Annotated in this window: 24 protein-coding genes; 17 read left to right on the top strand and 7 right to left on the bottom strand. The window is 63.6% G+C overall.

Annotated features, from left to right (window positions below):
- Positions 1-47: 47 nt before the first annotated feature.
- From LRP30_RS12230 to LRP30_RS12250, 5 genes are all read right to left on the bottom strand, one after another.
- A complete protein-coding gene (locus tag LRP30_RS12230) occupies positions 48-1,037 on the bottom strand; it encodes an oligopeptide/dipeptide ABC transporter ATP-binding protein (protein ID WP_249760466.1) in 990 nt (329 codons plus the stop codon).
- Positions 1,034-2,020: an ABC transporter ATP-binding protein gene (locus tag LRP30_RS12235; protein ID WP_249760467.1), complete on the bottom strand. Its 987-nt coding sequence runs from the start codon at positions 2,018-2,020 to the stop codon at positions 1,034-1,036. Before LRP30_RS12235 ends, LRP30_RS12230 begins: the two co-directional genes overlap by 4 nt.
- A gap of 13 nt (positions 2,021-2,033) precedes the next feature.
- Positions 2,034-2,996: an ABC transporter permease gene (locus tag LRP30_RS12240; protein ID WP_128935116.1), complete on the bottom strand. Its 963-nt coding sequence runs from the start codon at positions 2,994-2,996 to the stop codon at positions 2,034-2,036.
- A 1-nt stretch (position 2,997) separates the two neighbouring features.
- Positions 2,998-3,978 (bottom strand): ABC transporter permease, encoded by a 981-nt coding sequence (locus LRP30_RS12245; protein WP_128935115.1) that lies wholly within the window; start codon positions 3,976-3,978, stop codon positions 2,998-3,000.
- 101 nt (positions 3,979-4,079) lie between these two features.
- The gene (locus LRP30_RS12250; RefSeq protein WP_249760468.1) at positions 4,080-5,678 is read right to left on the bottom strand and encodes an ABC transporter substrate-binding protein; all 1,599 of its coding nucleotides are present in this window, start codon (positions 5,676-5,678) and stop codon (positions 4,080-4,082) included.
- Between the two features lie 398 nt (positions 5,679-6,076).
- Here LRP30_RS12250 and LRP30_RS12255 point away from each other — a divergent pair, with 398 nt between their 5' ends.
- The 6 genes from LRP30_RS12255 (at position 6,077) to LRP30_RS12280 (ending at position 13,921) form a co-directional block, all read left to right on the top strand.
- The gene (locus tag LRP30_RS12255) at positions 6,077-6,334 is read left to right on the top strand and encodes a DUF6489 family protein (RefSeq protein WP_091891548.1); all 258 of its coding nucleotides are present in this window, start codon (positions 6,077-6,079) and stop codon (positions 6,332-6,334) included.
- A complete protein-coding gene (locus LRP30_RS12260) occupies positions 6,334-7,134 on the top strand; it encodes an alpha/beta hydrolase (RefSeq protein ID WP_128935113.1) in 801 nt (266 codons plus the stop codon). Before LRP30_RS12255 ends, LRP30_RS12260 begins: the two co-directional genes overlap by 1 nt.
- A 48-nt stretch (positions 7,135-7,182) precedes the next feature.
- Positions 7,183-8,733 carry a wax ester/triacylglycerol synthase family O-acyltransferase gene (locus LRP30_RS12265; RefSeq protein WP_128935112.1) on the top strand — a complete coding sequence of 517 codons (1,551 nt, stop codon included), beginning with the start codon at positions 7,183-7,185 and terminating at the stop codon, positions 8,731-8,733.
- A 10-nt stretch (positions 8,734-8,743) separates the two neighbouring features.
- Positions 8,744-9,739: an alpha/beta hydrolase gene (locus tag LRP30_RS12270; protein WP_249760469.1), complete on the top strand. Its 996-nt coding sequence runs from the start codon at positions 8,744-8,746 to the stop codon at positions 9,737-9,739.
- 117 nt (positions 9,740-9,856) lie between these two features.
- A complete protein-coding gene (locus LRP30_RS12275; RefSeq protein WP_249760470.1) occupies positions 9,857-13,093 on the top strand; it encodes a cytochrome P450 in 3,237 nt (1,078 codons plus the stop codon).
- 153 nt (positions 13,094-13,246) lie between these two features.
- Positions 13,247-13,921, top strand: coding sequence for a spermidine synthase (locus LRP30_RS12280; RefSeq protein ID WP_249760471.1), 675 nt, complete (start codon positions 13,247-13,249; stop codon positions 13,919-13,921).
- 29 nt (positions 13,922-13,950) lie between these two features.
- On the opposite strand, the gene LRP30_RS12285 is transcribed toward LRP30_RS12280, so the two are convergent.
- A complete protein-coding gene (locus tag LRP30_RS12285; RefSeq protein WP_249760472.1) occupies positions 13,951-14,415 on the bottom strand; it encodes a nuclear transport factor 2 family protein in 465 nt (154 codons plus the stop codon).
- Positions 14,416-14,534: 119 nt separating this feature from the next.
- Positions 14,535-15,449 carry an alpha/beta hydrolase gene (locus tag LRP30_RS12290; protein ID WP_249760473.1) on the bottom strand — a complete coding sequence of 305 codons (915 nt, stop codon included), beginning with the start codon at positions 15,447-15,449 and terminating at the stop codon, positions 14,535-14,537.
- A gap of 164 nt (positions 15,450-15,613) precedes the next feature.
- On the opposite strand from LRP30_RS12290, the gene LRP30_RS12295 reads away from it, so the two are divergent.
- From LRP30_RS12295 to paaD, 11 genes are all read left to right on the top strand, one after another.
- A complete protein-coding gene (locus LRP30_RS12295; protein WP_091891717.1) occupies positions 15,614-15,997 on the top strand; it encodes a hypothetical protein in 384 nt (127 codons plus the stop codon).
- Positions 15,994-17,076, top strand: coding sequence for an alpha/beta fold hydrolase (locus LRP30_RS12300; RefSeq protein WP_128935105.1), 1,083 nt, complete (start codon positions 15,994-15,996; stop codon positions 17,074-17,076). Before LRP30_RS12295 ends, LRP30_RS12300 begins: the two co-directional genes overlap by 4 nt.
- A complete protein-coding gene (locus tag LRP30_RS12305) occupies positions 17,073-17,666 on the top strand; it encodes a GNAT family N-acetyltransferase (RefSeq protein WP_164934650.1) in 594 nt (197 codons plus the stop codon). The genes LRP30_RS12300 and LRP30_RS12305 overlap by 4 nt, the downstream gene beginning before the upstream one ends.
- 215 nt (positions 17,667-17,881) lie before the next feature.
- Positions 17,882-18,337, top strand: coding sequence for a phasin (locus tag LRP30_RS12310; RefSeq protein WP_128935103.1), 456 nt, complete (start codon positions 17,882-17,884; stop codon positions 18,335-18,337).
- A 172-nt stretch (positions 18,338-18,509) separates the two neighbouring features.
- On the top strand, positions 18,510-19,796 hold the full coding sequence (locus LRP30_RS12315; protein WP_128939715.1) for a DUF445 domain-containing protein: 1,287 nt from the start codon (positions 18,510-18,512) through the stop codon (positions 19,794-19,796).
- Positions 19,797-19,998: 202 nt separating this feature from the next.
- Positions 19,999-20,769, top strand: a complete 771-nt coding sequence (locus LRP30_RS12320) for an alpha/beta hydrolase (protein ID WP_249760474.1) — start codon at positions 19,999-20,001, stop codon at positions 20,767-20,769.
- Between the two features lie 225 nt (positions 20,770-20,994).
- A complete protein-coding gene (paaX, locus tag LRP30_RS12325; RefSeq protein WP_249760475.1) occupies positions 20,995-21,861 on the top strand; it encodes a phenylacetic acid degradation operon negative regulatory protein PaaX in 867 nt (288 codons plus the stop codon).
- Between the two features lie 76 nt (positions 21,862-21,937).
- The gene (paaA, locus tag LRP30_RS12330; protein WP_249760476.1) at positions 21,938-22,930 is read left to right on the top strand and encodes a 1,2-phenylacetyl-CoA epoxidase subunit PaaA; all 993 of its coding nucleotides are present in this window, start codon (positions 21,938-21,940) and stop codon (positions 22,928-22,930) included.
- A 10-nt stretch (positions 22,931-22,940) separates the two neighbouring features.
- A complete protein-coding gene (paaB, locus tag LRP30_RS12335) occupies positions 22,941-23,228 on the top strand; it encodes a 1,2-phenylacetyl-CoA epoxidase subunit PaaB (protein WP_106942621.1) in 288 nt (95 codons plus the stop codon).
- Positions 23,228-24,004 carry a 1,2-phenylacetyl-CoA epoxidase subunit PaaC gene (gene paaC / locus LRP30_RS12340; RefSeq protein WP_249760477.1) on the top strand — a complete coding sequence of 259 codons (777 nt, stop codon included), beginning with the start codon at positions 23,228-23,230 and terminating at the stop codon, positions 24,002-24,004. The genes paaB and paaC overlap by 1 nt, the downstream gene beginning before the upstream one ends.
- Complete coding sequence (paaD, locus tag LRP30_RS12345; protein ID WP_249760478.1) at positions 23,998-24,501, top strand: 1,2-phenylacetyl-CoA epoxidase subunit PaaD; 504 nt, start codon at positions 23,998-24,000, stop codon at positions 24,499-24,501. Before paaC ends, paaD begins: the two co-directional genes overlap by 7 nt.
- Positions 24,502-24,602 lie beyond the last annotated feature (101 nt).

Here is a 24,602-nt window from a genome sequence, read left to right on the forward strand (position 1 = left end):
CAGGGCCACGCCGCCGCCAAATGCGCAGGCTGCATGGCACGCGCGCGTCACGCCGGGACTGGCGCGGTGTTGACCGCGTGGCAGGCGACGCCGTCGATCAGTTCCGGCGTGTCCTTGCGACAGAGATCGAACGCCAGCGGACAGCGCGGGTTGAAGGCGCAGCCGGAGGGGGGATGGATCGGGTTCGGGATCTCGCCTTTCACCGGAACGCGCTGGCGGCCGCTCATGGCGAGATCTGGCACGGCACCCAGCAGCATCTTGGTGTAGGGCATGCGCGGACGGGCGAACAGCTCGCGTCCTTCCGCGAGCTCGACGATGCGGCCGAGATACATCACGCCGACCCGGCTCGCCATGTGGCGGACCACGGCGAGGTTGTGGCTGATGAACATGTAGGTCAGGCCGAACTTGTCCTGGAGATCGCGCATCAGATTCAGGATCTGGGCCTGCACGGAGACGTCGAGGGCCGAGGTCGGCTCGTCGCAGACGATGAACTCGGCGTCCGATGCGAGCGCGCGCGCGATCGCGATGCGCTGACGCTGGCCGCCGGAGAACTCGTGCGGAAATTTCAGCCTGTCGTCGGGGTGCAGGCCGACGAGGCTGAGCAGCTCGCCGACGCGAGCCTGGATGTCGCGCTCGCCCTGGATCAGGTCGAAGGCGCGGATCGGCTCGGAGATGATGGCGTCGACCCGGAAGCGAGGGTTCAGGCTGGCATAGGGGTCCTGGAAGATCATCTGGATGCGGCGGCGTAGCTTCCGCCGCGCCGACGCCTGTCGCGGATCGGTCATCGACACGCCGTCGATCAGCACATCGCCAGAACTCGGCGGCAACAGGCCGACGACCATGCGCGCCACCGTGGTCTTGCCGGAACCGGATTCGCCGACCAGGGCGAACGTCTCGCCCTTCCTGATCTCGAAGCTAACGTGATCGACCGCCTTCAGATATTCGAGATGCCCGCCTTCGAGCACGCGGTTGAGCCATGGCTTCGAGACGTCGAAGACGCGGCGTAGATTGGTGGCCTGGACGAAGGGAGCACTCATGCCGCGCTCTCCGCCGGCACATTGTCATAGAGGTGGCAGGCAACCGACTGCGCGCCACGTGGGAGCGGCTCCGGCCGCTCAACGCGACAGCGGTCGAAGGCGAAGGCACAGCGCGGATTGAACGAGCAACCCGGCGGAATCGCCGACAGGCGCGGCATGGAGCCAGGAATCTGCACGAGACGCTTGTCGTCTCCGGCCAGCGTCGGGATCGCGCCCATCAGCCCCCTGGCGTAGGGGTGCAGCGGATTCTTCACGACATCCTGCACCGGACCGATCTCGGCGATGCGGCCGGCATACATCACCGCGACCCGGTCCGACGTCTCCGCGATCACGCCCATGTCGTGGGTCACCAGCATCACGGCGGTGCCGTGGTCGCGCCCGAGCCGTTTGATCAGGGAGATGATCTGCGCCTGCACGGAGACATCGAGCGCGGTGGTCGGCTCGTCTGCGATGATCAGTTCCGGCTCGGCGCAGATCGCCAGCGCAATCACCACGCGCTGGCGCATGCCGCCGGAGAATTCGTGGGGATAGCCGTCGATGCGCTTTTCCGGCGCGGGAATGCCGACTTCGGCCAAGAGATCGATGGCGCGGCGGCGCGCCGCTTGTTCGGAGAGATTGAGGTGGGTCCGGATCGTCTCCACGATCTGGTCGCCGACCCGGTAGAGCGGATTGAGCGAGGTGAGGGGATCCTGGAAGATCATACCGATGCGCTTGCCCCGGATGCGGCGCATCTCCTCCGGCGGCAGATTGTCGATGCGCAGGCCCGCGAGATGAATCTCGCCGCCGGCGATGCGGCCGGGCGGATCGATCAGGCCGATCACCGAGAGGCCGGTGACGGACTTGCCGGCGCCGGATTCGCCGACCACGCCGAGCACCTCGCCCTTGGCGATGTCGAAGGAGATGCCGTCGATGGCGCGCAGCGTGCCACGGCGGGAGGCGAACTCGACCTGGAGGTTGCGCACGGAGAGAACGGGTTCGGTCATGGGCGAGGCATACTCATCGAAGTTTTGGATTGAGCGCGTCGCGCAGCCAGTCGCCGAGCAGATTGATCGACAGAATCAGCGCCGCGAGCGCGAGCCCTGGAAAGGCGACGATCCACCATTCGCCTGCGAACAGATAGCCGTTGCCGATGCGGATCAGCGTGCCGAGCGACGGCATGGTTTCGGGCATGCCCGAGCCGAGGAACGACAGCGTTGCCTCGGTGATGATGGCGAGCGCGAGATTGATGGTAGCGATCACGAGGATCGGTCCCGTGGTGTTCGGCAACACGTGGCGCAGCATGATCACGGGGGCGGGCAGGCCGATCAATTGCGCTGCTGCGACATAATCCTTGTTCTTCTCGACCAGGACCGAGCCACGCACAGTGCGCGCGTACTGCACCCAAAAACTCAGGCCGATCGCGAAGACCAGAACCGCCAACATGCTCATCTCGTCGAGCTTGTTGCCAAAGACCGATTTAGCGATGCCGTTGATCAAGAGTGCAATCAGGATGGCCGGGAAAGAAAGCTGCACGTCGGCGATGCGCATGATCAATCCATCCACTGCGCCGCCGAAATAACCCGCCGTCAGCCCGAGCAGGATGCCGAGTACGCCAGACAAGACCACGCCGAGGACGCCGACGAGCAGCGAAATGCGCAGGCCGTAGAGGATCGCGGACAGCACGTCACGGCCCTGCTCGTCGGTGCCGAGCAGGAACGGGCTCTGACCGTCGGCGGTCCAGAGCGGCGAGATGCGAGAATTCATCAACTGAAGCTGCGCCGGATCGAATGGATTCTGCACCGACAGCACCGAGGCGAAGATCGCGAGCAGGAAGAACAGAAGCGTTACCCCCGCAGCGATCATGGTGATCTTGGAGCGGCGGAACGAATAGAACAGGTCGCTGTCGAGCGCGCGCCTGAACCAGCCAGGTGCGGCCGCGGCGCGCTTCTCGACACTATGCGGAACGACGGCCTCACTCATGTCAGTGCGCCCGGCTGACCGTCGAGCGCAGCCGCGGATCGACGATGGTGTAGAGGATATCAACCACGAGATTGATGGTGACGAAGATCAGGGAGACCATCATCAGGTAGGCCGCCATGATCGGGATATCGACGTTCTGAACGGCCTGCACGAACAGGAGCCCCATGCCCGGCCACTGGAACACGGTCTCGGTGATGATTGCGAAGGCAATGACCGAGCCAAATTGCAGGCCTGCCACGGTGATGACAGGAACCAGCGTGTTGCGCAGCGCGTGACCGAAATGGATCGCCCGCGTGGTCAGTCCGCGCGCACGGGCGAAGCGGATGTAGTCAGTCCGCATCACTTCCAGCATCTCCGCGCGCACGAGGCGCATGATCAGCGTCATCTGGAACAGGCCAAGTGTGATCGCGGGCATGATCAACGCTTTCAAGCCCGATAACGTCAGAAGGCCAGTCGTCCACCAGCCAATATGCACGACGTCGCCCCGCCCGAACGAAGGCAACCAGCCGAGCGTCACCGAAAACAGGTAGATCATGAGAATGCCGATCAGGAAGGTCGGCAGCGAGATGCCGATCAGCGAGACGGCTTGAAATATGTGCGCGAGCCAGCTGTCACGGCGCAGCGCCGAATAGACGCCCATCAGGATGCCGCTGACCATCGCGAAGATGGTGGCGCAGATCGCGAGCTCCAGCGTCGCGGGCATCCGCTCCATCAGCAGATTGTTGACGGGGAGGCGGAACTGGTAGGACACGCCGAATTTGAACTGCGCGGCGTTGCCGATATAGCGGCCAAACTGCACGAGAACGGGGTCGTCGAGGCCGAGCGATTTGCGGATCGCGGCGCGTTCAGCGCCCGACGTGTCCATCCCGACCATCTGGTTTACGGGATCGCCGGCAAATCGGAACATCGAGAACGCGATGATCCCGACGGCGATCATGACACCGATGGCCTGGATGGCCCGGCGCAGTGTGAAAGCGAGCATCTGTTCCTTTCACATCTCTTCAGCAGCACGCATCATTGCGTTAACCCGAAACGGCAAGTCCCGGAAGCCAAGGCTTCCGGGACTTCACAACTTGTCGACACCTACTCGTCCTGCTTGGTCGCCCAGTAGAGCATGACCATGTTGTCCGCACGCTGGGTCAGCTTCACCTTCTTCGACACGCCCCAGGCGAGCGCCTGCTGGTGCAGCGGGATATAGGCCCAGTCCTTCATCGAGAGCTCGAAGGCCTGCTTGATCAGGAGATCGCGCTTGGCCGTGTCGGATTCCACGAGAACCTTGTCGGCGAGCTCGTCGAACTGCTTGTTGCAATAGCCGGCGAGATTGGCTTCGCCGCGGTTGGGATCCTTGGGATCGTCCCGGCAACCCATGATGTCGTGCAGCACGTTCTGGGAATCGAGCGTATCCGGGGTCCAGCCCAGCATGAACAGCGAGGTCTTGTAGCCGCCGGGCTTGAGCACCTTGGCGAAATATTGGGCCTTGGGCTGCGCCAGCAGATCCACCTTGATGTTGATGCGGGCGAGCATGCCGACGATGGCCTGACAGATCGCGGCGTCATTGACGTAGCGATCGTTCGGGCAGTCCATCGTCACCTCGAAACCGTCGGCATAGCCGGCGTCGGCAAGGAGCTTCTTGGCGGCGTCGGGATCGAATTTCGGCCGGGTGAAGCCCTTCGACGGATAGATCTCCGGTGCGACCATCAATGCGGACGGCGTGGACAGCCCGCGCATGACGCGGTTCTTGATCAGGTCGACATCGATCGCCCGGTAGACGGCTTCACGGACGCGAACGTCCTTGAACGGGTTCTTGCCCTTGACGTTGGAATACAGGAGCTCGTCGCGCGCCTGATCCATGCCGACGAAGATGGTGCGGAGCTCAGGTCCCGTCAGCACCGTGGCGTTGGGGCTCGCTTTGACGCGCTCGATGTCCTGCACCGGTACCGGCTCGATCACGTCGACTTCGCCCGACAACAGCGCCGCAACACGGGTGGCGGGGTTGGCGATCGGCGTAAAGATGATCTCCTTCAGATTATGTTCCGGCTTGCGCCACCAGTTCGGGTTGACCTTGAAGACGGTCTTCACGCCCGGCTGATGGCTTTCGATGACGAACGGACCGGTGCCGTTTTCATGGAGCGACGCATAGCTCGGAGTCGTGGCGGCCGCTGGCGTCGGTGCCACCGCATCGTTCGCCTCTGCCCATTTCTTGTCCATGATGTACCAGGTCGCCCACAGCGCCGTCAGGATCGGATTGGGCGAGGTCAGGATGAAATCGACGGTGTAATCGTCGACCTTGACGACCTTGGCATCGGCGGGAACGCGGCTCTGGAAATTCGAGCCTTTTGCTCGTACGCGCTCGGCCGAGAACACCACGTCGTCAGCGGTGAAGGGGTCGCCATTGTGGAATTTCACGCCCTTGCGCAGGTGAAAACGCCAGCGTGTCGGTTCCGGCGTCTCCCAGCTTTCGGCGAGCGCCGGGACGATCTTCAGGTCCTTGCCGCGGGCGACCAGGCCCTCATAGACATGACCGAGATGCGCGCTGGTGGTCGACTCGTTCAGCGTGTAGGGATCGAGCGACTTGAGCTCACCCTGGTTGGCATAGCGCAGCGTCTGGCTCGACGCCGGCGAGACCGCCAACGCAAGCGCACCGGCGAGCGTCGCCGCAAACAGACTTCGTCCGACTGACATTCTTGACCCTCTCCACTCGCCCCGACCGTCATTTTTGATTGTTCGGCGGGGCCGATCGATCCATGTTGCCCAGAGTTCACGACCCGTGCAAGCGCCATTCCAGCAAGGAACGCGCCAAGTTGCACCGCTGTGCAGCAATGCTGCCCGGCAATCTAGGGGAGGCTGGCGCGCAAACGACATCCGACTTTCGACCTGTGAAGTCCTCCGGAACGATGGAGATGGGCCCTGGCGGCCCTCTTCGTTTCAGCCGTCCGCTGCGGTCGCGCCGGACAATTTGATTGACCATTCCCGTCGATTGCGAAAGCCGGTCGCCGCAGCTTCCCCTCAGGTCGCTTGCGTCGCACCACAACTCGCGGCGATACTGGCGGCAGGCCGCTCGAATCTCATCAGGAGGGGATATGAAAGTTAACATCGAAATCGACTGCACCCCCCTCGAGGCCCGCCAATTCTTTGGATTGCCCGACGTGTCGCCGATGCAGACGGCGGTGATGGACAAGCTACAGCAGCAGGTCTTGAGCAACATCGACAAGGTCTCGCCCGAATCGTTGGTTCAGAGCTGGTTTACATACGATCCCAAGCTCGCCGAGCGGTTTCAGGACATGTTCGTCGCGATGGCCGGCCTCGGCGGCACGCGCAGTAGCGACAAGAAGAAATAGTGTCGTCAGGGCCGGACGGGACGCTGGATCCAGGCCGGCTTCGTCCGCCGGGTGTCGGACTGCTGCTTGCCGAGGCGCGGGGCCTGTTCGAACTCAATGCGAGCCTGCTGCTGTCACCGCTGCTGATGCGCGCACCAAGGGGCGACGGCCATCCGGTGCTGGCGCTGCCGGGCTTCCTCGCCAGCGATCTCTCGATGGCGCCGATGCGGCGCTATCTCAGCGAGCTCGGTTACGAGGCACATGCCTGGCGGATGGGCCGCAATCTCGGCGGGCTCGGACGGATGCGGGACGCCTTGCGCGTTCGTCTGGGCGAAATCCATGCCGCGTCCGGACGCAAGGTCAGCCTGGTCGGATGGAGCCTCGGCGGCGTCTATGCCCGTGATCTCGCACTTCAGGCGCCGGAAATGGTCCGCTATGTCGTCACGCTCGGTAGCCCTTTTGCCAACGACGTGCGGGCGACCAACGCCACGCGGCTGTACGAGGCGCTGTCCGGCGAGCGGGTCGAGGATTTTGCCGAACAGCGCGAGGCGATCGCCGGCGATCTGCCGGTGCCCACGAGCTCGATCTATTCGCGCGCCGACGGTGTCGTGAACTGGCGGACCTGTCTGCTGCGTCCTTCCGACCGTGCCGAAAACATCGAGGTGCACCTGGCGAGCCATATCGGGCTCGGGGTCAACCCCGCGGCGCTATGGGCCGTGGCGGACCGCTTGGCGCAACCGGAGGGAGAATTCTGGCCATTTGACCGGGCCGGGCCGTTTGCCATTGCATATGCCCCGCCGGAACAGGCAGTATCGGCCTGACGAGAAGCGCCGACCAAGGCGCCCGTCGAAATCCTGCGGGAGGGAACTATGGCTGACGGGAAGAAGCTGTCGTCGCTGGACGCGTCGTTTCTCTATCTGGAAACGCCGGAAATGCCGATGCATGTCGGCAGCATGGCGATCTTTCGCCTGCCCGACGATTACAAGGGCGACTTCTTCGAAGACTTCAAGGCGATGATCGTCTCGCGCCTGCACATCGCGCCGATCCTGAAGGCGCGGCTGGAGAAGGCGCCGCTCGACATCGATCATCCCTCCTGGGTCGAGGACGACCAGTTCGACATCGACCGCCACATTTTCCGCGCCAGCCTGCCGCAGCCACGCGACCGCGCCACGCTCGAACGCATTGTCGGCTGGATGCATGCCAAGCTCCTGAACCGGGCCCGTCCGCTCTGGGAGTTCTACGTGTTCGAGGGTATGAAGGACAACGAGGTCGGGCTTTATTCCAAGATGCATCATGCCGCCATCGACGGCGGCGCCGGTGCGGCCCTGACCAACATGATCTACGACATCTCGCCGATTCCGCGGAAGGTCGATCCTCCGACGGCAGGAGCCAAGCCCGGACAGGAGCCGCGCGACATCGCCGCCAACCTGCTCGATTCCTATCAGCAGCTCTTCAGCCAGCCGCTCGATGCGTCGGCGGCCGCGAAGAACCTGCAATTGCCGCGCACCGGCAAGAGCGACATCGGCTCGATCCTGTTCGACAACGCGATGTACCAGATCGAGAGCGCGGTTCGCTTTGCCGGTAACATCCCGACCGTGCTCAAGAGCGTCTCCGACGTGCTCGGCAAGGTCGCCGACCCGAAGTCGCGCGAGAGCCTTGCCAGCATGGTGTCGCCGCCGACCATGCTCAACAAGACCATCTCGTCGGAGCGCAGCTTCGCCGGCGTATCGATTTCACTTTCACGGGCGAAGGCGCTAGCCAAGCAGGCCGGCGGCAAGCTCAACGACGTGGTGCTGGCGCTCGCCTCAGGCGTGGTCCGCCGCTATCTGCAGCAATATGGCACGCTGCCGGCGAAATCCCTCACGGCTGCCGTGCCGATCTCGCTGCGCGAGGAGGGCAACACCGAGGCCAACAACCAGGTGTTCGGCATGATCTGCTCGATCGCGACCAACATCGCCGATCCAAAGGCGCGGCTCGAAGCGATCATCGCGCAATCGACCAAGTCCAAGGAGATGTCGCATCCGCTGCGGGCACTGATGCCGCAGGTCTCCAATATCTCGATGCTGGGCGCGCCGATCATGGTGCAGATCCTGGCGCTGCTCTACAGCCGCTCCAATCTGTCGGACGTGCTGCCGCCGGCCGCCAACATCACGGTGTCCAACGTGCCGGGACCGCGGCAGACGCTCTATGCCGCAGGGGCCGAGCTGCTGCACATCTTCCCGGTGTCGATCGCGACGCATGGGCAGGCGCTCAACATCACCGTGCAGAGCTATCGGGACCAGCTCGATTTCGGCTTCATCGTTGGCGCCAATATCATTCCGCATGTACAGGTGATGTGCGACATGCTGCCGGAAGAGTTCGCCGCACTGGAGGCGGCCTATGTGCCGCCCGCGGCCGACGTCAAGAGCGCTGCCGAGTAGGAAGGTCGCCATGATTGAAATGCCACCGCTCAAGTTCGCGACGACGAACGGAATCCGCATGGGCTATTACGAGGCTGGCCCGGCCGATGACAAGCCGCCGATGGTGCTGTGCCACGGCTGGCCCGAGCTCGCCTTCTCCTGGCGCCACCAGATCAAGGCGTTGAGCGAGGCCGGCATCCGCGTGATCGCGCCGGACCAGCGCGGCTACGGTGCGACCGACCGGCCCGAGCCGGTCGAGGCCTACGACATCGAGAACCTGACCGGCGATCTCGTCGGACTGCTTGATCATCTGCAGATCGACAAGGCGATCTTCGTCGGTCACGACTGGGGCGGCTTCGTCGTCTGGCAGATGCCGTTGCGGCACATCGACCGGGTCGCCGGCGTGGTCGGCATCAACACGCCCCACACCAATCGCGCCTGGGCCGATCCGATCGAGCTGTTGCGTGCACGCTTCGGCGAGAAGATGTACATCGTGCAGTTCCAGGATCCGGCGCGCGAGCCGGACAGGATTTTCGGCAGCCGTGTCGAACAGACCTTCGATGCGTTCATGCGTAAGCCGGTGCCGCGCCCGGCCGACGCGCCGCCGGAGGAGGTGGTTGCCGGTGTCGGCGCTTCGCCGCGGCTCAATCTGGCATTTCCGCAGATGATTGCCGGCTATGACGCGAAGCACGATCCGCGTACGCCGATCCTGTCGCCGGAAGAGAAGAGAGTCTTCGTCGATGCCTTCACCAGAACCGGCTTCACCGGCGGCATCAACTGGTACCGCAACATGTCGCGCAACTGGACGCGTGCCGAAGGGCTCGATCATACGGTCCGCGTGCCGTCGATGATGATCATGGCCGAGAATGACGCGGTGTTGCCGCCATCCTCCGCTGATGGCATGGACAAGCTGATTCCCGATCTCGAAAAGTATCTCGTCAAGGACAGCGGCCATTGGACGCAGCAGGAGAAGCCGGAGGAGGTCAGCGCCAAACTGATCGAATGGCGTAGAAGGAGGTTTGGCTAGGTCGTCATTGCGAGCGAAGCGAAGCAATCCAGGAATGTGTCCGCGGAGAGACTCTGGATTGCTTCGTCGCAAGAGCTCCTCGCAATGACGAGGGTTACTGAGGGGGAAGCGCTTTTCATGTCATCCAAGAACCGACTGGACCCGATCCCGCATCCGCCGACCAAGCCGGTGGTCGGCAACATGTTGTCGCTGGATTCGGCCGCCCCCGTGCAGCACCTGACGCGGCTCGCCAAGGAGCTCGGTCCGATCTTCTGGCTCGACATGATGGGCTCGCCGATCGTCGTTGTCTCCGGCCATGATCTCGTCGACGAGCTCTCCAACGAGAAGCGCTTCGACAAGACGGTGCGCGGCGCGCTGCGGCGTGTGCGTGCGGTCGGCGGCGACGGCCTGTTCACGGCCGATACCAAGGAGCCGAACTGGAGCAAGGCGCACAACATTCTGCTCCAACCGTTCGGCAACCGCGCCATGCAGTCCTATCATCCGAGCATGGTCGATATCGCCGAGCAACTCGTCCACAAATGGGAGCGGCTCAACGCGGACGACGAGATCGACGTCGTCCACGACATGACCGCATTGACGCTTGATACGATCGGCCTCTGCGGTTTCGACTACCGCTTCAATTCGTTCTACCGCCGCGACTACCACCCCTTCGTCGAGTCGCTGGTGCGCTCGCTCGAAACCATCATGATGACGCGCGGCTTGCCGTTCGAGCAGCTCTGGATGCAGAAGCGGCGCAAGACCTTGGCCGAAGACGTCGCCTTCATGAACAAGATGGTCGACGAGATCATCGCAGAACGCCGCAAGAGTGCGGACGGGATCGACGACAAGAAGGACATGCTGGCCGCGATGATGACCGGCGTCGACCGCGCGACCGGCGAGCAGCTCGATGACGTCAACATTCGCTACCAGATCAACACTTTCCTGATCGCTGGCCACGAGACCACCAGCGGCCTGTTGTCCTACACGCTCTATGCGCTGCTCAAGCATCCGGACATCCTCAAGAAGGCCTATGATGAGGTCGACCGCGTCTTCGGCCCCGACGTCAATGCGAAGCCGACCTATCAGCAGGTGACGCAGCTCACCTACATCACGCAGATTCTGAAGGAGGCGCTGCGGCTGTGGCCGCCGGCGCCGGCCTATGGTATCTCGCCGCTCAACGACGAGACCATCGGCGGCGGCAAGTACAAGCTCAGGAAGGGCACCTTCACCACCATCCTGGTGACGGCGTTGCATCGCGATCCCAGCGTCTGGGGACCGAACCCGGATGCGTTCGATCCCGAGAATTTCAGCCGCGAAGCGGAAGCGAAGCGGCCGATCAATGCCTGGAAGCCGTTCGGCAACGGCCAGCGCGCTTGCATCGGCCGCGGCTTTGCCATGCACGAGGCTGCGCTTGCGCTCGGCATGATCCTGCAGCGCTTCAAGCTGATCGATCACGAGCGCTATCAGATGCACCTCAAGGAAACGCTGACGATGAAGCCGGAAGGCTTCAAGATCAAGGTGCGCCCACGCGCCGATCGCGAGCGCGGTGCTTACGGCGGGCCCATCGCGGCTGTGGCCTCGGCACCGAGGGCGCCGCGCCAGCCGACCGCGCGGCCGGGTCACAACACGCCGATGCTGGTGCTGTACGGGTCCAATCTCGGCACCGCCGAGGAGCTGGCGACGCGCATGGCTGATCTCGCCGAGATCAACGGCTTTGCCGTTCACCTTGGCCCGCTCGACGATTACGTCGGCAAGTTGCCGCAGGAAGGCGGCGTGCTGATCATCTGCGCCTCCTATAATGGCGCGGCGCCTGACAATGCGACGCAGTTCGTCAAATGGCTCGGCGGCGACTTGCCGACGGATGCCTTTGCCAATGTGCGCTACGCCGTGTTCGGCTGCGGCAATAGCGATTGGGCTGCGACCTATCAGTCGGTGCCGCGCTTCATTGACGAGCAATTGTCGGCGCATGGCGGGCGCGCCGTCTTCCCGCGCGGCGAAGGCGATGCGCGCAGCGATCTCGACGGCCAATTCCAGAAATGGTTCCCGGCGGCTGCCCAGGTCGCGACCAAGGAATTCGGCATCGACTGGAATTTCACCCGCACCGCGGAGGACGATCCGCTTTACGCGATCGAGCCGGTGGCGGTGACTGCCGTCAACACCATCGCCGCCCAGGGCGGCGCGGTGGCGATGAAGGTGCTGGTCAATGATGAGCTTCAGAACAGGAGCGGGGCCAATCCATCGGAGCGTTCGACACGCCACATCGAGGTGCAACTGCCGTCCAACGTCACCTATCGCGTCGGCGACCATTTGAGCGTCGTTCCGCGCAACGACCCGACGCTGGTGGATTCGGTCGCCCGCCGCTTCGGCTTCCTGCCGGCCGATCAGATCAGGCTTCAGGTGGCCGAAGGCCGCCGTGCGCAATTGCCGGTCGGCGAGGCCGTGCCGGTCGGCCGTCTGCTCAGCGAATTCGTCGAGCTGCAGCAGGTGGCGACGCGCAAGCAGATCCAGATCATGGCCGAGCACACCCGCTGCCCGGTCACCAAGCCGAAATTGCTGGGGTTCGTTGGCGAGGAGCCTGAAACGCTCGAGCGCTACCGCACCGAGATCTTGGCCAGGCGCAAATCGGTGTTCGACCTGCTGCTCGAATATCCGGCCTGCGAACTGCCCTTCCACGTCTATCTGGAAATGCTCTCGCTGCTGGCGCCGCGCTACTACTCGATCTCGTCCTCGCCTTCGGTCGACCCGGCGCGATGCAGCGTCACCGTCGGCGTGGTCGAAGGTCCGGCATCCTCCGGTAGCGGCACCTACAAAGGCATCTGCTCGAACTATCTCGCCAACCGTCGCGCTGGCGATGCGATCTACGCGACGGTGCGCGAGACCAAGGCCGGTTTCCGGCTTCCCGATGATTCATCCGTGCCGATCATCATGATCGGGCCGGGCACGGGACTTGCCCCATTCCGCGGCTTCCTTCAGGAGCGCGCCGCGCGCAAGGCGAACGGGGCCACGCTCGGTCCCGCAATGCTGTTCTTCGGCTGCCGCCACCCCGACCAGGACTTTCTCTATGCGGACGAATTGAAGGCGCTGGCGGCAAGCGGCATCGCCGAGCTCTTCACGGCGTTCTCGCGCGCGGATGGACCCAAGACCTATGTCCAGCACGTACTTGCCGCGCAGAAGGACAAGGTCTGGCCCCTGATCGGGCAGGGCGCCATCATCTACGTCTGCGGCGACGGCGGTAAGATGGAGCCCGACGTGAAGGCAGCGCTCGTCGCGATCCACCGCGAGAAGAGCGGCAACGATGCCGCGGCCAGCGCACGCTGGATCGAGGAGATGGGTGCGAAGAACCGCTATGTGCTGGACGTCTGGGCGGGCGGATAGGGCGAGATTGTAGGGTGGGTTAGCCTTGCGAACGCGCGAAGCGCAGTTCGCTGGGTGTAACCCCATCAAGGTCTCTTACCGCGGATACAGAAGTGGTGGGTTACGCCTTCGGCTAACCCACCCTACGATTTCCGATCGTGCTAAAGCTCTCCCATGATTCCCTGGGAAAAGATCGACACCGCGCAAATCCCCGGTTCCGACGGTGAGCTGCGCCTGATGCGGCGCGGCAAGGAGTTCTCCATCAAGCTCGGCAGCAACGAGCTGATGAACAGCCGCTTGTCGGGCTCGGAGGCGGCGCTTGCGACGCTGGCGGCAAAGCAGATCGAGAATGTCTTAAAGCCCGTCGTCCTCATCGGCGGCCTCGGCATGGGCTTTACGCTGCGTGCGGCGCTTGCCGTGCTCGGAAGCAACGCGAGGATCGTGGTCGCCGAACTCGTGTCTGCGGTGGTGGCCTGGGCACGCGGCCCGATGGCGCAGGTCTTCGGCGACAGCCTCGATGATCCCAGGGTGAGCATCCGGGAGACCGACGTTGGCGAGATCATCCGGGCGCAGCGTTCCGTCTTCGACGCCATTCTCCTCGACGTCGACAACGGGCCGGAAGGGCTGACCCGGAAGGGCAATGATGCGCTCTACGACGCGAGCGGGCTCACGGCGGCGAAGACGGCGCTGCGGCCTGGCGGCGTGCTCGCTGTCTGGTCTTCAGGACCCAACCCCGCCTTCACCAAGCGCCTCGGCCGTGCCGGCTTCAACGTCAACGAAGTCAACGTCCGCGCCACCGGCAGGGGCGGCGGCGCGCGCCACGTGATTTGGATCGCGCGGAAGCGCTAGGCCCGTATCCGCAGCGCCGGTTCTATCCGTCAGAACATCGTGTTGTTGTTTGCGGGATTTTCAGGAATGTCCTGAACGACGTCCCAGTGTTCGACGATCTTGCCGTTTTCGAGCTTGAAGATATCCACTATCGCGCGCCCCTTGCTGCCGGGCTCGCGAACGGAGTGAACGTGGAGGATCACAAAGTCGCCATCCACGAAGCTGCGCTTGATCTCGCTATGCGAGTTCGGAAACTTTTCGCGCAGGAAGCCGATGAATTTTCGGAAGCCATCCGGGCCATCGGCCGCGTTTGGATTGTGCTGGACGTAGCGGTCGCCGACATGGGTGAGGGCCGCATCAGCGTCCTTCTGATTGAGCCCCTTCTCGTAGAAGGCTAGCACGGTTTTGCGATTGGCTTCTTCTTGCGCGCTACCGGCCATCGCAGCGCTACTGGCGAGCGAGAGCATGAGAATTGCAGCAGTGATCATTGCGCCTGATCGGACGATCGAATGCATGTGAGCTCCGAGAGGCCGCAGCCTCTTTGCGATTGAGGAAGGCCTGTATAGCTTCCGTGCCGGCTTTCGTTAAGAGAGTAACCAGCCGCTCACATGGTCACCGTAAGGAGACCGGCGGTCTACGCCGCCTGCGCCGCAGCGCCATGCGCGTGCTTGTCGATGGCGCCGATGATCTCCGGCCAGAACCGCATCGGCAACGCGTGGCCCATGCCTTCGATCATCAATAGCTTTGCGCCCGGAATTGACGCTGCCGTGTCCTTGCCACCCTCGGGATGGACCAGGGGATCGACGGTGCCATGAATGACCAGCGTCGGCGTCTTCACGCCATGCAGCCGTTCCTTGCGGCTGCCGGAGGCGAGCACGGCGCGGAGCTGCCGCCCGACACCGGCCGGATTGAGTCCGCGCGCGAACACCCGCTCGGCACGACCAGGGTCGAGCGCTTCCTCCTCGGGAAAATGCCCGACGCGCAGCACCTTCCAGGTCTGGCCGAAGCGGACCATGAATTCCTCCTTGCTGCGTGGCGGCGGCGCCATCAGCATGGCGGCCGCCTCGCGTGTCGGCGGCGGCACGCGCGGATTGCCTGTCGTTGACATGATCGAGGTCAGCGAACGCACGCGCTCGGGGAACGATAGCGTCACTTCCTGCGCGATCATGCCGCCCATCGAGGCGCCGACCAGATGCGCCGACTTGATGCCGAGCGCATCCATCAGCCCGACCGTGTCCCTGGCCATGTCGATCAGCTTGTAGGTCGCTGCCACGGGAATCCTGAGGAAGCGCAGCTTCAACAGCTCGAGCGGCGTCAGCCGTTTGCCGCCAGTCAGATGGCTCGACTTGCCGATATCGCGATTATCGAAGCGGATCACGCGAAAGCCGCGCGCGGCGAGCTGCTCGCAGAACGCATCGTCCCAATGGATCATCTGCGCCCCGAGCCCCATGATCAGCAGCAGCGGCTCGGCATTGTCGTTGCCGAAGATTTCGTAGCAGATGTCGATGCCGTTGGCGCGTGCGGTCTGGGGCGGCTGATGGACGGTCACGGTCGCGATCCCTTGCTGCTGACCAATGCTGTATTGCACGGTTTCCCGCGGCAAAGAAGCCGCGTGTGCGGCACCGGGCCGCTTGCCGGTTGACCGGCCCCTCGCAACGGTGTGGTATGGCCAAAAAGAAGGGCATCGAAGCTCTCGACATCTGGAGGACGCCGATGACCGACAAGACCAACGACCCCGTCGCCGTGTGGCAGAAGATGGTGGGCGAGATGGAGAAGGGGTTCAACTCCTTCGCCAACCAGGCCATGTCATCGCCCGAGTTTTCACAGGCGATGAACCGTGCGGGAGGAGTTGCTGCAGGTGCTCAGAAGCAGCTCGGCGAGCTCGTGGAGAAATACCTCGTCGCAATGAACCTGCCGAGCCGGGAGCAGGTCACGGGTCTTGCGGAGCGGCTCCAGTCCATTGAAGCCCAGCTCGGCGAGATGAAGTCGATGCTGAGCCAAATGGCGGCGAGTTCGGGCATCTCGCAAGGCTCCGATGGGACGCCACGGCCGCCGCGGACGAAGCGTCCGCCCTCCGAAAACGGAGAGCAGAAATGAATGCGCCGACGGGACTTGATTTCGCATCTATCCCGGAGCGCATCCAGACCGAGGTGCAGCGCGCGATCCAGCGCAGCATCAAGGGTGTAGAATATTTCTCGACCTCCGGCCCCACGCTCGGCTCGACACCGAAGGACGTGCTGCATTCGCGCGGCACGATGAGCCTCTACCACTACCGGCCGATGTCGGACGAGATCTACCGCATCCCGGTGCTGATCGTGATGGCGACGACCAATCGCGGCTACATTCTCGACCTCGTCCCCGGCCAGAGCTTCATCGAGTTCCTGCTCAAGCGCGGTTACGACGTTTACATGCTGGACTGGACCGCACCGCGGCCGGAGGAGAAGAGCCTGCGGATGGAGGACTACGTCCTCGACTTCATCCCGGATTGCGTCCGTCGCGTCCAGCAGGATTCCGGCGAGCAGGACGTTTCCATCATCGGCTATTGCTTCGGTGGCGTGCTGTCGCTGCTCTACGGCTCGATCCACAAGGACGGGCCGATGAAGAATCTGATCTGCTTCACCACGCCGATCGACTTCCGCGAGATGAAGCTGTTCTCGAATTTCTCCGACCGCCGCTATTTCGATGTCGATCATCTCGTCGACAGCGTCGGCAATGTGCCGCCGGAGATGATCTTGTCTTCGTTCGAGATGCTGCGCCCGGCCTCGCGCACTGTTAGCCAGATCCAGCTTTGGGAAAACATCTGGAACGACGAGTTCGTCAAGTCTTACCGCATGTTCGACCGCTGGGCGACCGACACGCTGCCGCTGGCGGGCGAGTATTTCCGCACCATCACCAAGGACCTGATGTGGGACAACAAGCTGTTCAACGACACCATGTCGGTCGCCGGCCGCGCGGCGAAGCTCGAAAACATCAAGGTGCCGATCCTGCACGCTGTCGCCGAGCACGATCACATCGTGCCTTATGACGCCGCAAAGCACCTGATCGCGAAGATCGGCTCCGAGGACAAGGAAGAGGTGATGTTGAAGGGCGGCCACGTCTCCCTCGTCGCCGGTGCCAACGCGGTGAAGCGGCTGTGGCCGAAGCTGGACTCCTGGCTGGGAAAGAGATCGACATGAGTGAGCAGCGTTCCTATCCGCGTCACACCAAGACCGATGCTGGTGATATCGAGATCCGCCTGATGTCGCCTGGAGACGAAGCCGCGGTGCTCGCCTTCGGCCAAGGTCTTCCGTCCCACGATCTGTTGTTCCTGCCACGCAATATCAGTGAGCCGAAGGTGCTCTCCGCCTGGGTCAAGGAGATCGAGCGCGGCGCGATCACGAGCCTGCTCGCGGTGAGGGACGGCAAGGTCGTTGGCTGCGGCACGCTGGTGCGCGATCCGCATTCCTGGTCGCCTCATGTCGGCGAGATCCGCATGGTGGTCTCGTCCGACGTGCGCGGGCAGGGTGTGGGGAAGGCGCTCTCACAGGAGACCTTTGCACTTGCACTCGGTGCTGGCCTGGAAAAGCTCTCGGTGCAGATGACGGTCGACCAGCAGGCGGCGGTCGCCCTGTTCGAAGGCCTCGGCTTTAAGGCCGAGGCGCTGCTGCGCGACCACGTGCGGGATATCGACGGCAAGACCCATGACATTGTCGTGCTGGGGCACAACATCGCGCAGGTTCAGGCTCAGATGGAGGCCTATGGATTGCCAGGCGCGGTCCAGCACTAAGGCGAAGATCGGTCCGGTACGGACCTAATTTGTCCGAGACGGCCTCCAACTAGGGCAGTGTGGCGCCTTTTGTTAAGGCTTTTCACGATTTCGTGATATCGCAGTGCAATACGAATATTGCATCGCACAATTCGCTATGCCATATAAGCCGTGCCCCGGGCCGATGCGGACGGGGTGAGCCCATAGCTCAGACCAATGAGGATGGAGAGAACCCCATGACCACTGAAACCAACACCGCTTTCGAGGGCTTCAAGGACGCTTTCAAGAACATCCAGAATCTGGAAGTTCCCGAGGCCGCCCGCGAGTTCGTCAAGAAGACCGCCAATACCGCCAAGGACCGTGCTGCCGAAGCTTTCGCCGGCTCCGAGCGGGTGACCGCCGCCGTCGAGAACGCGGTGACCGAATCCGTCGCCGAGGCCGGCAAGATCAGCCGCAACATCCAGCAGGCGATCTATGAGGACGCCGAGGCGTTCTTCTCGGGCATCGACAAGCTCGCGTCCGCCAAGTCGGTCAGCGAGGCCGTCGAGATCCAGTCGAGCCTGCTCCGCGCCCGCGGTGAAGTGTTCGTCTCGCGTGCGAAGGCGACCGCCGACTATCTCGGCAAGCTCGCCGCCAACGGCGCGAAGTCCGCTCAGGACAATTTCGCCAAGGTCTACAACAAGACCGCGTGATACGGCGCCCGACGACAAACTGAATTTGAGGCCCGCTTCGGCGGGCCTTTGTTTTGCGCTGCCGCAGTCGTCGTTGCGAGGAGCCCTTGCGACGAAGCAATCCAGAGTCTCTCTGCGGAAAGATTCTGGATTGCTTCGCTTCGCTCGCAATGACGGGTAGGGTGATGCAGTCATGGGTTCATCAGGCACCTATCTCTTCGACACCCCCGGTGACGCCGAACGCGCGGCGGAGCTACGGCGCGTGAAAGCGCTGGCGACGCTGGTGTTGGCCTCGACACTCGCTCTGTTCACTGTCGCAAAACTCCTGCTGAACGTGCATCCCGTGTTCGGCTTCATCGCGGCCTTCGCGGAAGCCGCGACCATCGGCGGGCTCGCCGACTGGTATGCCGTGGTCGCGCTCTTCAAACGGCCGCTCGGCCTGCCGATCCCGCATACCGCGATCATCCAGAGCAACCAGGCCCGCATCGCCGACAAACTCGGCGAATTCATCCAGGTGCATTTCCTCGAGACCGGTCCCGTCGAGGCCAAATTGAAGGAAATCGATTTCGGCTCCTTCGTTGCCGACTGGCTGCGTGATCGCAAGCGCAGCGACGATCTCGCGCGCTTTGCGCTCCGCCTGCTGCCGGAGGCGTTCTCAGCGACGGAAAGCTCGGGCCTGATGACCTTCATCATCCGCCGCATGTCCTCCCAGCTCCAGGCGATCGATCTTGCACCGCTTGCGGCCGGCACGCTGCGCGGCTTCGTGGCGGAAGGACGGCACCAGATTCTGTTCGACGATCTCCTGCGCGTGATGCACGACACGCTGAATCAGAAGGAGACGATGGCGATGATCCGCGAGAAGGTGCGCGCGGAATTGCCGACGTTGCTGCGGCTCTATCGCGCCGACAAGTTTCTGGTGAACAAGATCATGGCGTCTGCCACCGCTTTCTTCAATGAAGTGCGCAGCGACCCCAAACATCCGTTCCGCGGCGAGTTCGATCGCATGGTGTTGAACTTCGTCGACCAGCTCGGCACCGACCGAGCCTATATCGACCGCATCGACGGCCTGAAGCGCGATCTGCTGGCGCGGCCGGAGCTTGCCGATCTCGCCCGCACCGTCTGGGCTAACACGCGCTCCTTCATCGAGCGCAGCGCAAGCGGCGAGACGCAAGTGCTCCAGCATCATCTCGCCGGCATGTTCGTCGCGGCGGGCGAAGCGCTCGCCGGCGATGCCGAACTGCGCGGGGAGATCAACAAGGGCCTGGTGACCGTGCTGCGCAGCGTCGTCGCCGATCAGAAGGGCGGTGTCTCGACTTTCATCTCCGACCAGGTCAAGGCGTGGAATATGACGCAGTTGATTTCGCTGATCGAAATCAACATCGGCCGCGACCTGCAATACATCCGCTTCAACGGTTCGCTGATCGGCGGCCTCGCGGGACTTGCGCTCTACTCCGTCGAATTCCTGCTCCGATTGCTGTGACTTTTGCGTCACGGCCATTAGCATTAGCGCGCGGGCCTATTGTCGCCTTGCGTCTCTCCCGCTTGAATGTCGGGAACCGGCCGCCTAGCTGATTCATGTTGCGCTGCGGAACGATCAAGAAGCCGGCGTATTGGAATTCACGCCCGATTGCCGGCATCGCAGCCGGCGGCCTTTCCAGGAATTCGTCCCAGGGGAAACATTGATGACCGCAACTGCCCAGACGCTGCGTCCGCCGTCCCGCACCCTGATGTTTCTGGAGGGGCGTGCGATCCATGAGTTCGGCGCATTCCTCGGCGCGCTGCCGCTGCTGAGCCTTGCGCCCCGCGGCGATGGGCATCCGGTGCTGGTGCTGCCAGGCCTCGTGGCCTCCGATGCGTCCACGCGCGCGCTGCGCGCGTATCTGACCAGCAAGGGCTATGCGGTGAGCGGCTGGCGCCAGGGTCGCAACTACGGATTGCGTCCCGGCGTCCAGCACGCGATGGTCGATCTGGTCCAGGAGCTCAGCGACACGCATGGCCGCAAGATCAGCCTGGTCGGCTGGAGCCTCGGCGGCCTCTATGCGCGCCAGCTCGCCAAGATGATGCCGGAGCGCGTACGCCAGGTGATCACGCTCGGCAGCCCCTTCGCTGGCAATCCGCGCTCGACCAACGCCTGGCGCGTCTATGAATGGGCGAGCGGGCGCAAGGCCGACGAGGTCGATCCGCGTTTCGGCGGCGAGCTCGCCCTCCCGCCGCCGGTGCCGACCACCGCCATCTTCAGCCGCACCGACGGCGTCTGCGCCTGGCAGGGCTGCATGGAGAAATCGGGAGCGCAGACCGAGAGCATCGAGGTCGAAAGCAGCCATTGCGGCATGGGTCATCATCCCGCCGTGGTCTATGCGGTCGCCGACCGCCTCGCGCAGAAAGAAGGCCAGTGGCGGCCGTTCGATCGCAGCGGCTGGCGGAGCCTCGCCTATCCCGATCCGCACAGGTAGCTCGCTTCCTTCGGAGGCCGACACGCGAAGCGTGGCGGGTGAGGGGGAATCTCCGCGAGTCCGTCTGCTACTGAGTTTGCTGATACAGCCCCTCACCCCAACCCTCTCCCCGTAAGAACGGGGAGAGGGAGAAGAGGAAGCGCCGTCTCGAAGGATCGAGCCTGGCTCTCGCCTCGTCGCTCCCGTCCATTGTCGCGCCCGCACCAAACGCGCTATGCCTCGCGTATGGCGCATCCGTTGTCCCGCATCATCGACCAGCTCAAGCGCGAGCCGTCGCGCACCGGCTCCATCGTCATCACCGTGTTCGGTGACGCCATCGTGCCGCGCGGCGGTGTGGTGTGGCTCGGCACGCTGTTGGAGTTCTTCGAAAGCCTCGACATCGACAGCGGCGTGGTGCGCACCGCGATGTCGCGCCTTGCGGCCGATGGCTGGCTGACGCGTGAAAAGGTCGGCCGCAACAGCTTCTACCGGCTGGCCGAAAAGGGACGCCAGACCTTCGAGGCCGCGACGCGCCACATCTACGATCCGCCGCCGTCCGACTGGACCGGGCGCTTCGAGCTGCTCCTGATCGGCAACGGCGAGGACCGCGACGCCTCGCGCGAAGCGCTCCGCAATGCCGGCTTCGGCACTCCGCTGCCGGGCGTATGGGTCGCGCCGTCGGGCGTACCGGTGCCCGACGAGGCCGTGGGCGCGATCCGTCTCGAAGTCTCGGCGGAGGATGACAGCGGCCGCCGCCTGCTTAGTGCGAGCTGGCCGCTGGACCGCACCGCGGATGCCTATCTGAAATTCATGAAGACGTTCGATCCGCTCCGTGCCGCGATCGCGCGCGGCACGGATTTGTCCGAGGCTGACGCCTTCACCGCGCGCATCCTCCTGATCCACTATTACCGCCGCGTCGTGCTGCGCGATCCGCTGTTGCCCGAAAGCCTGTTGCCGGCGGATTGGCCGGGCAGGGCAGCGCGTGCGCTTTGCGGCGAGATTTATCGCGCACTGCTGGCTCCGTCGGAACAATGGCTCGACAGCCATGGAACCAACGAGAGGGGACCCTTGCCGGCGGCGCGGAAGCTTCTGGAACGGAGGTTCGGCGCCTGATCTATATGTTACAGAAATATCTTGCATGAACTAAATTCTGTTATATATTCCCTCCCAACAAATCGGGAGGATGCGCATGTACACGCAGGCGCTGAACACGGCCGAGACCGACGATCGCGGTCTTGAGGACGCGGCCAGGGCTGCGCAATTCCAGGCCCGCATCGATGCCGAGGAGCGCATCGAGCCGAACGACTGGATGCCGGCGGCCTACCGCAAGACGCTCACCCGCCAGATCTCCCAGCACGCCCATTCCGAGATCGTGGGCATGCTGCCGGAGGGCAACTGGATCACCCGCGCGCCGACGCTGCGCCGCAAGGCCGCGCTGCTCGCCAAGGTGCAGGACGAATGCGGCCACGGGCTCTATCTCTATGCCGCCGCCGAGACGTTAGGGACCTCGCGCGAAGAGCTGGTCGACGCCATGCTGGCGGGGAAAGCCAAATACTCCTCGATCTTCAACTATCCGACGCTGACCTGGGCCGACATCGGCACCATCGGCTGGCTGGTCGACGGCGCCGCGATCATGAACCAGATCCCGCTGTGCCGCTGCTCCTATGGCCCCTATGCGCGCGCGATGATCCGTGTCTGCAAGGAGGAGTCATTTCACCAGCGCCAGGGCTACGAGATCATGCTGACGCTGTGCCGCGGCTCCGACGAACAGAAGGCAATGGCGCAGGATGCATTGAACCGCTGGTGGTGGCCGGTGCTGATGATGTTCGGCCCGCCGGATGCGACGAGCCAGCACAGCGACACCTCGACGAAGTGGAAGATCAAGCGCTTCTCCAATGACGAGCTGCGCCAGAAGTTCGTCGATGCCACCGTGCCACAGGCACAATATCTCGGCCTCACCATTCCCGATCCCGCCATGACGCAGGATGTGGACGGGCACTGGCGCTACAGCGAGATCGACTGGACCGAATTCAAGCAGGTGCTCGCCGGCAACGGCCCGTGCAATCGCGATCGCATGGCCGCGCGCCGCAAGGCACACGAAGAGGGCGCCTGGGTGCGTGAGGCGGCAGCCGCTTACGCGGCAAAGCGCGCGCAGCGTCACACCGCACAAGCCGCGGAATAGGGAGATCACGATGGCCACGCCGAACACGCCGCTGTGGGAAGTCTTCATTCGCAGCCGCAACGGGCTTGCGCACAAGCATGTCGGCTCGCTCCATGCGAGCGACGCGACGATGGCGCTGCAGGCTGCCCGCGACATCTACACCCGCCGCGGCGAGGGCCTGTCGATCTGGGTCGTGCCGTCCACCGCGATCACCGCGAGCGATCCGGCCGACAAGGGCATGATGTTCGAACCGGCGGAGTCGAAGATCTATCGGCACCCGACCTTTTATGAGGTGCCCGAAGAAGTGGGGCACATGTGATGCCAGCCGCCAACATCCAGGTCTCCGAAACGCCGCTGGTGCAGTACGCGCTGCGCCGCGCCGACGACGCGCTGATCCTCGGCCACCGGTTGTCGGAATGGTGCGGGCACGCGCCGATGTTGGAAGAGGATATGGCGCTGTCCAACATCGCGCTCGACCTGATCGGCCAGGCGCGCGAGCTCTACACTTACGCCGCCAAGGTCGAAGGCAAGGACAACGACGAGGACAAACTCGCTTATCTGCGCGACGTCAGGCAATACCGTAACCTACTGCTGGTCGAACAGCCGAACGGCGATTTCGCCCAGACGCTGGTGCGGCAGTTCTTCTATTCCGCCTTCGCCGACCTCTATTGGCGCGCGATGATGACCTCGCGCGATACGACGCTTGCCGCCATTGCGGCCAAGTCGGAGAAAGAGAGCGCCTATCATCTGCGCCATGCCTCGGAGTGGATCATCCGGCTCGGCGACGGCACGGACGAAAGCAGCGCCCGGGCGCAGGCCGCGATCGATCATCTCTGGGCGTTCACCGGTGAGATGTTTGCCGTGGACGAAGCCGAGCGCGCCCTGATCCATGCCGATATTGCCATCGATCCGGCGAGCTTGCGCGATCGTTGGTTGACGACGTTGTCTGATATCGTCAGAGAGGCGACACTTGAGCTGCCGCAGAACGACTGGATGCAGCAGGGTGGTCGCTCTGGCCGGCACAGCGAGCATCTCGGCCATCTCCTGTCCGAGCTGCAATCGATGCAGCGCACCTTCCCGGGGTCGACATGGTGACGGTGCTGGAGCGCGATAGCGAGCTGCGCCGGCGAGCTTGGGATGCCGCGGCGAGCGTGGTCGATCCCGAGATTCCGGTGCTGACCATCGCCGATCTCGGCGTGCTCCGTGACGTCATTCTGGACGGCGATCGCGTCGAGGTCGCGATCACACCGACCTATTCGGGCTGCCCGGCCATGAACATGATCGCACTCGAAATCGAGCTTGCACTGGAGCGCGCCGGCTTCCGTCGTCCGGAGGTGCGCACGGTGTTGTCGCCGGCCTGGACCACCGACTGGATGAGCGAGGAGGGCCGCCGGAAGCTGCGCGCCTACGGCATCGCGCCGCCGCAGGCCTCAAGCTCGCGCCGCGCGCTATTCGGCGGACAGGCCGTCGCGTGTCCGCAATGCGGCTCTGACAAGACCGAACTCTTGTCCGAATTCGGCTCGACCTCCTGCAAGGCGCTCTGGCGCTGCAAGGCCTGCCGCGAACCCTTCGATTATTTCAAGTGTCATTGAGAAACGTGCGATGCCAACCTCATCGTCATTGCGAGCGCAGCGAAGCAATCCAGACTATCTCCGCGGTGGGTCTCTGGATTGCTTCGCTGCGCTCGCAATGA

Origin of the sequence: Bradyrhizobium sp. C-145, assembly GCF_023375135.1 — a bacterium.
Taxonomy (GTDB): domain Bacteria; phylum Pseudomonadota; class Alphaproteobacteria; order Rhizobiales; family Xanthobacteraceae; genus Bradyrhizobium; species Bradyrhizobium zhanjiangense.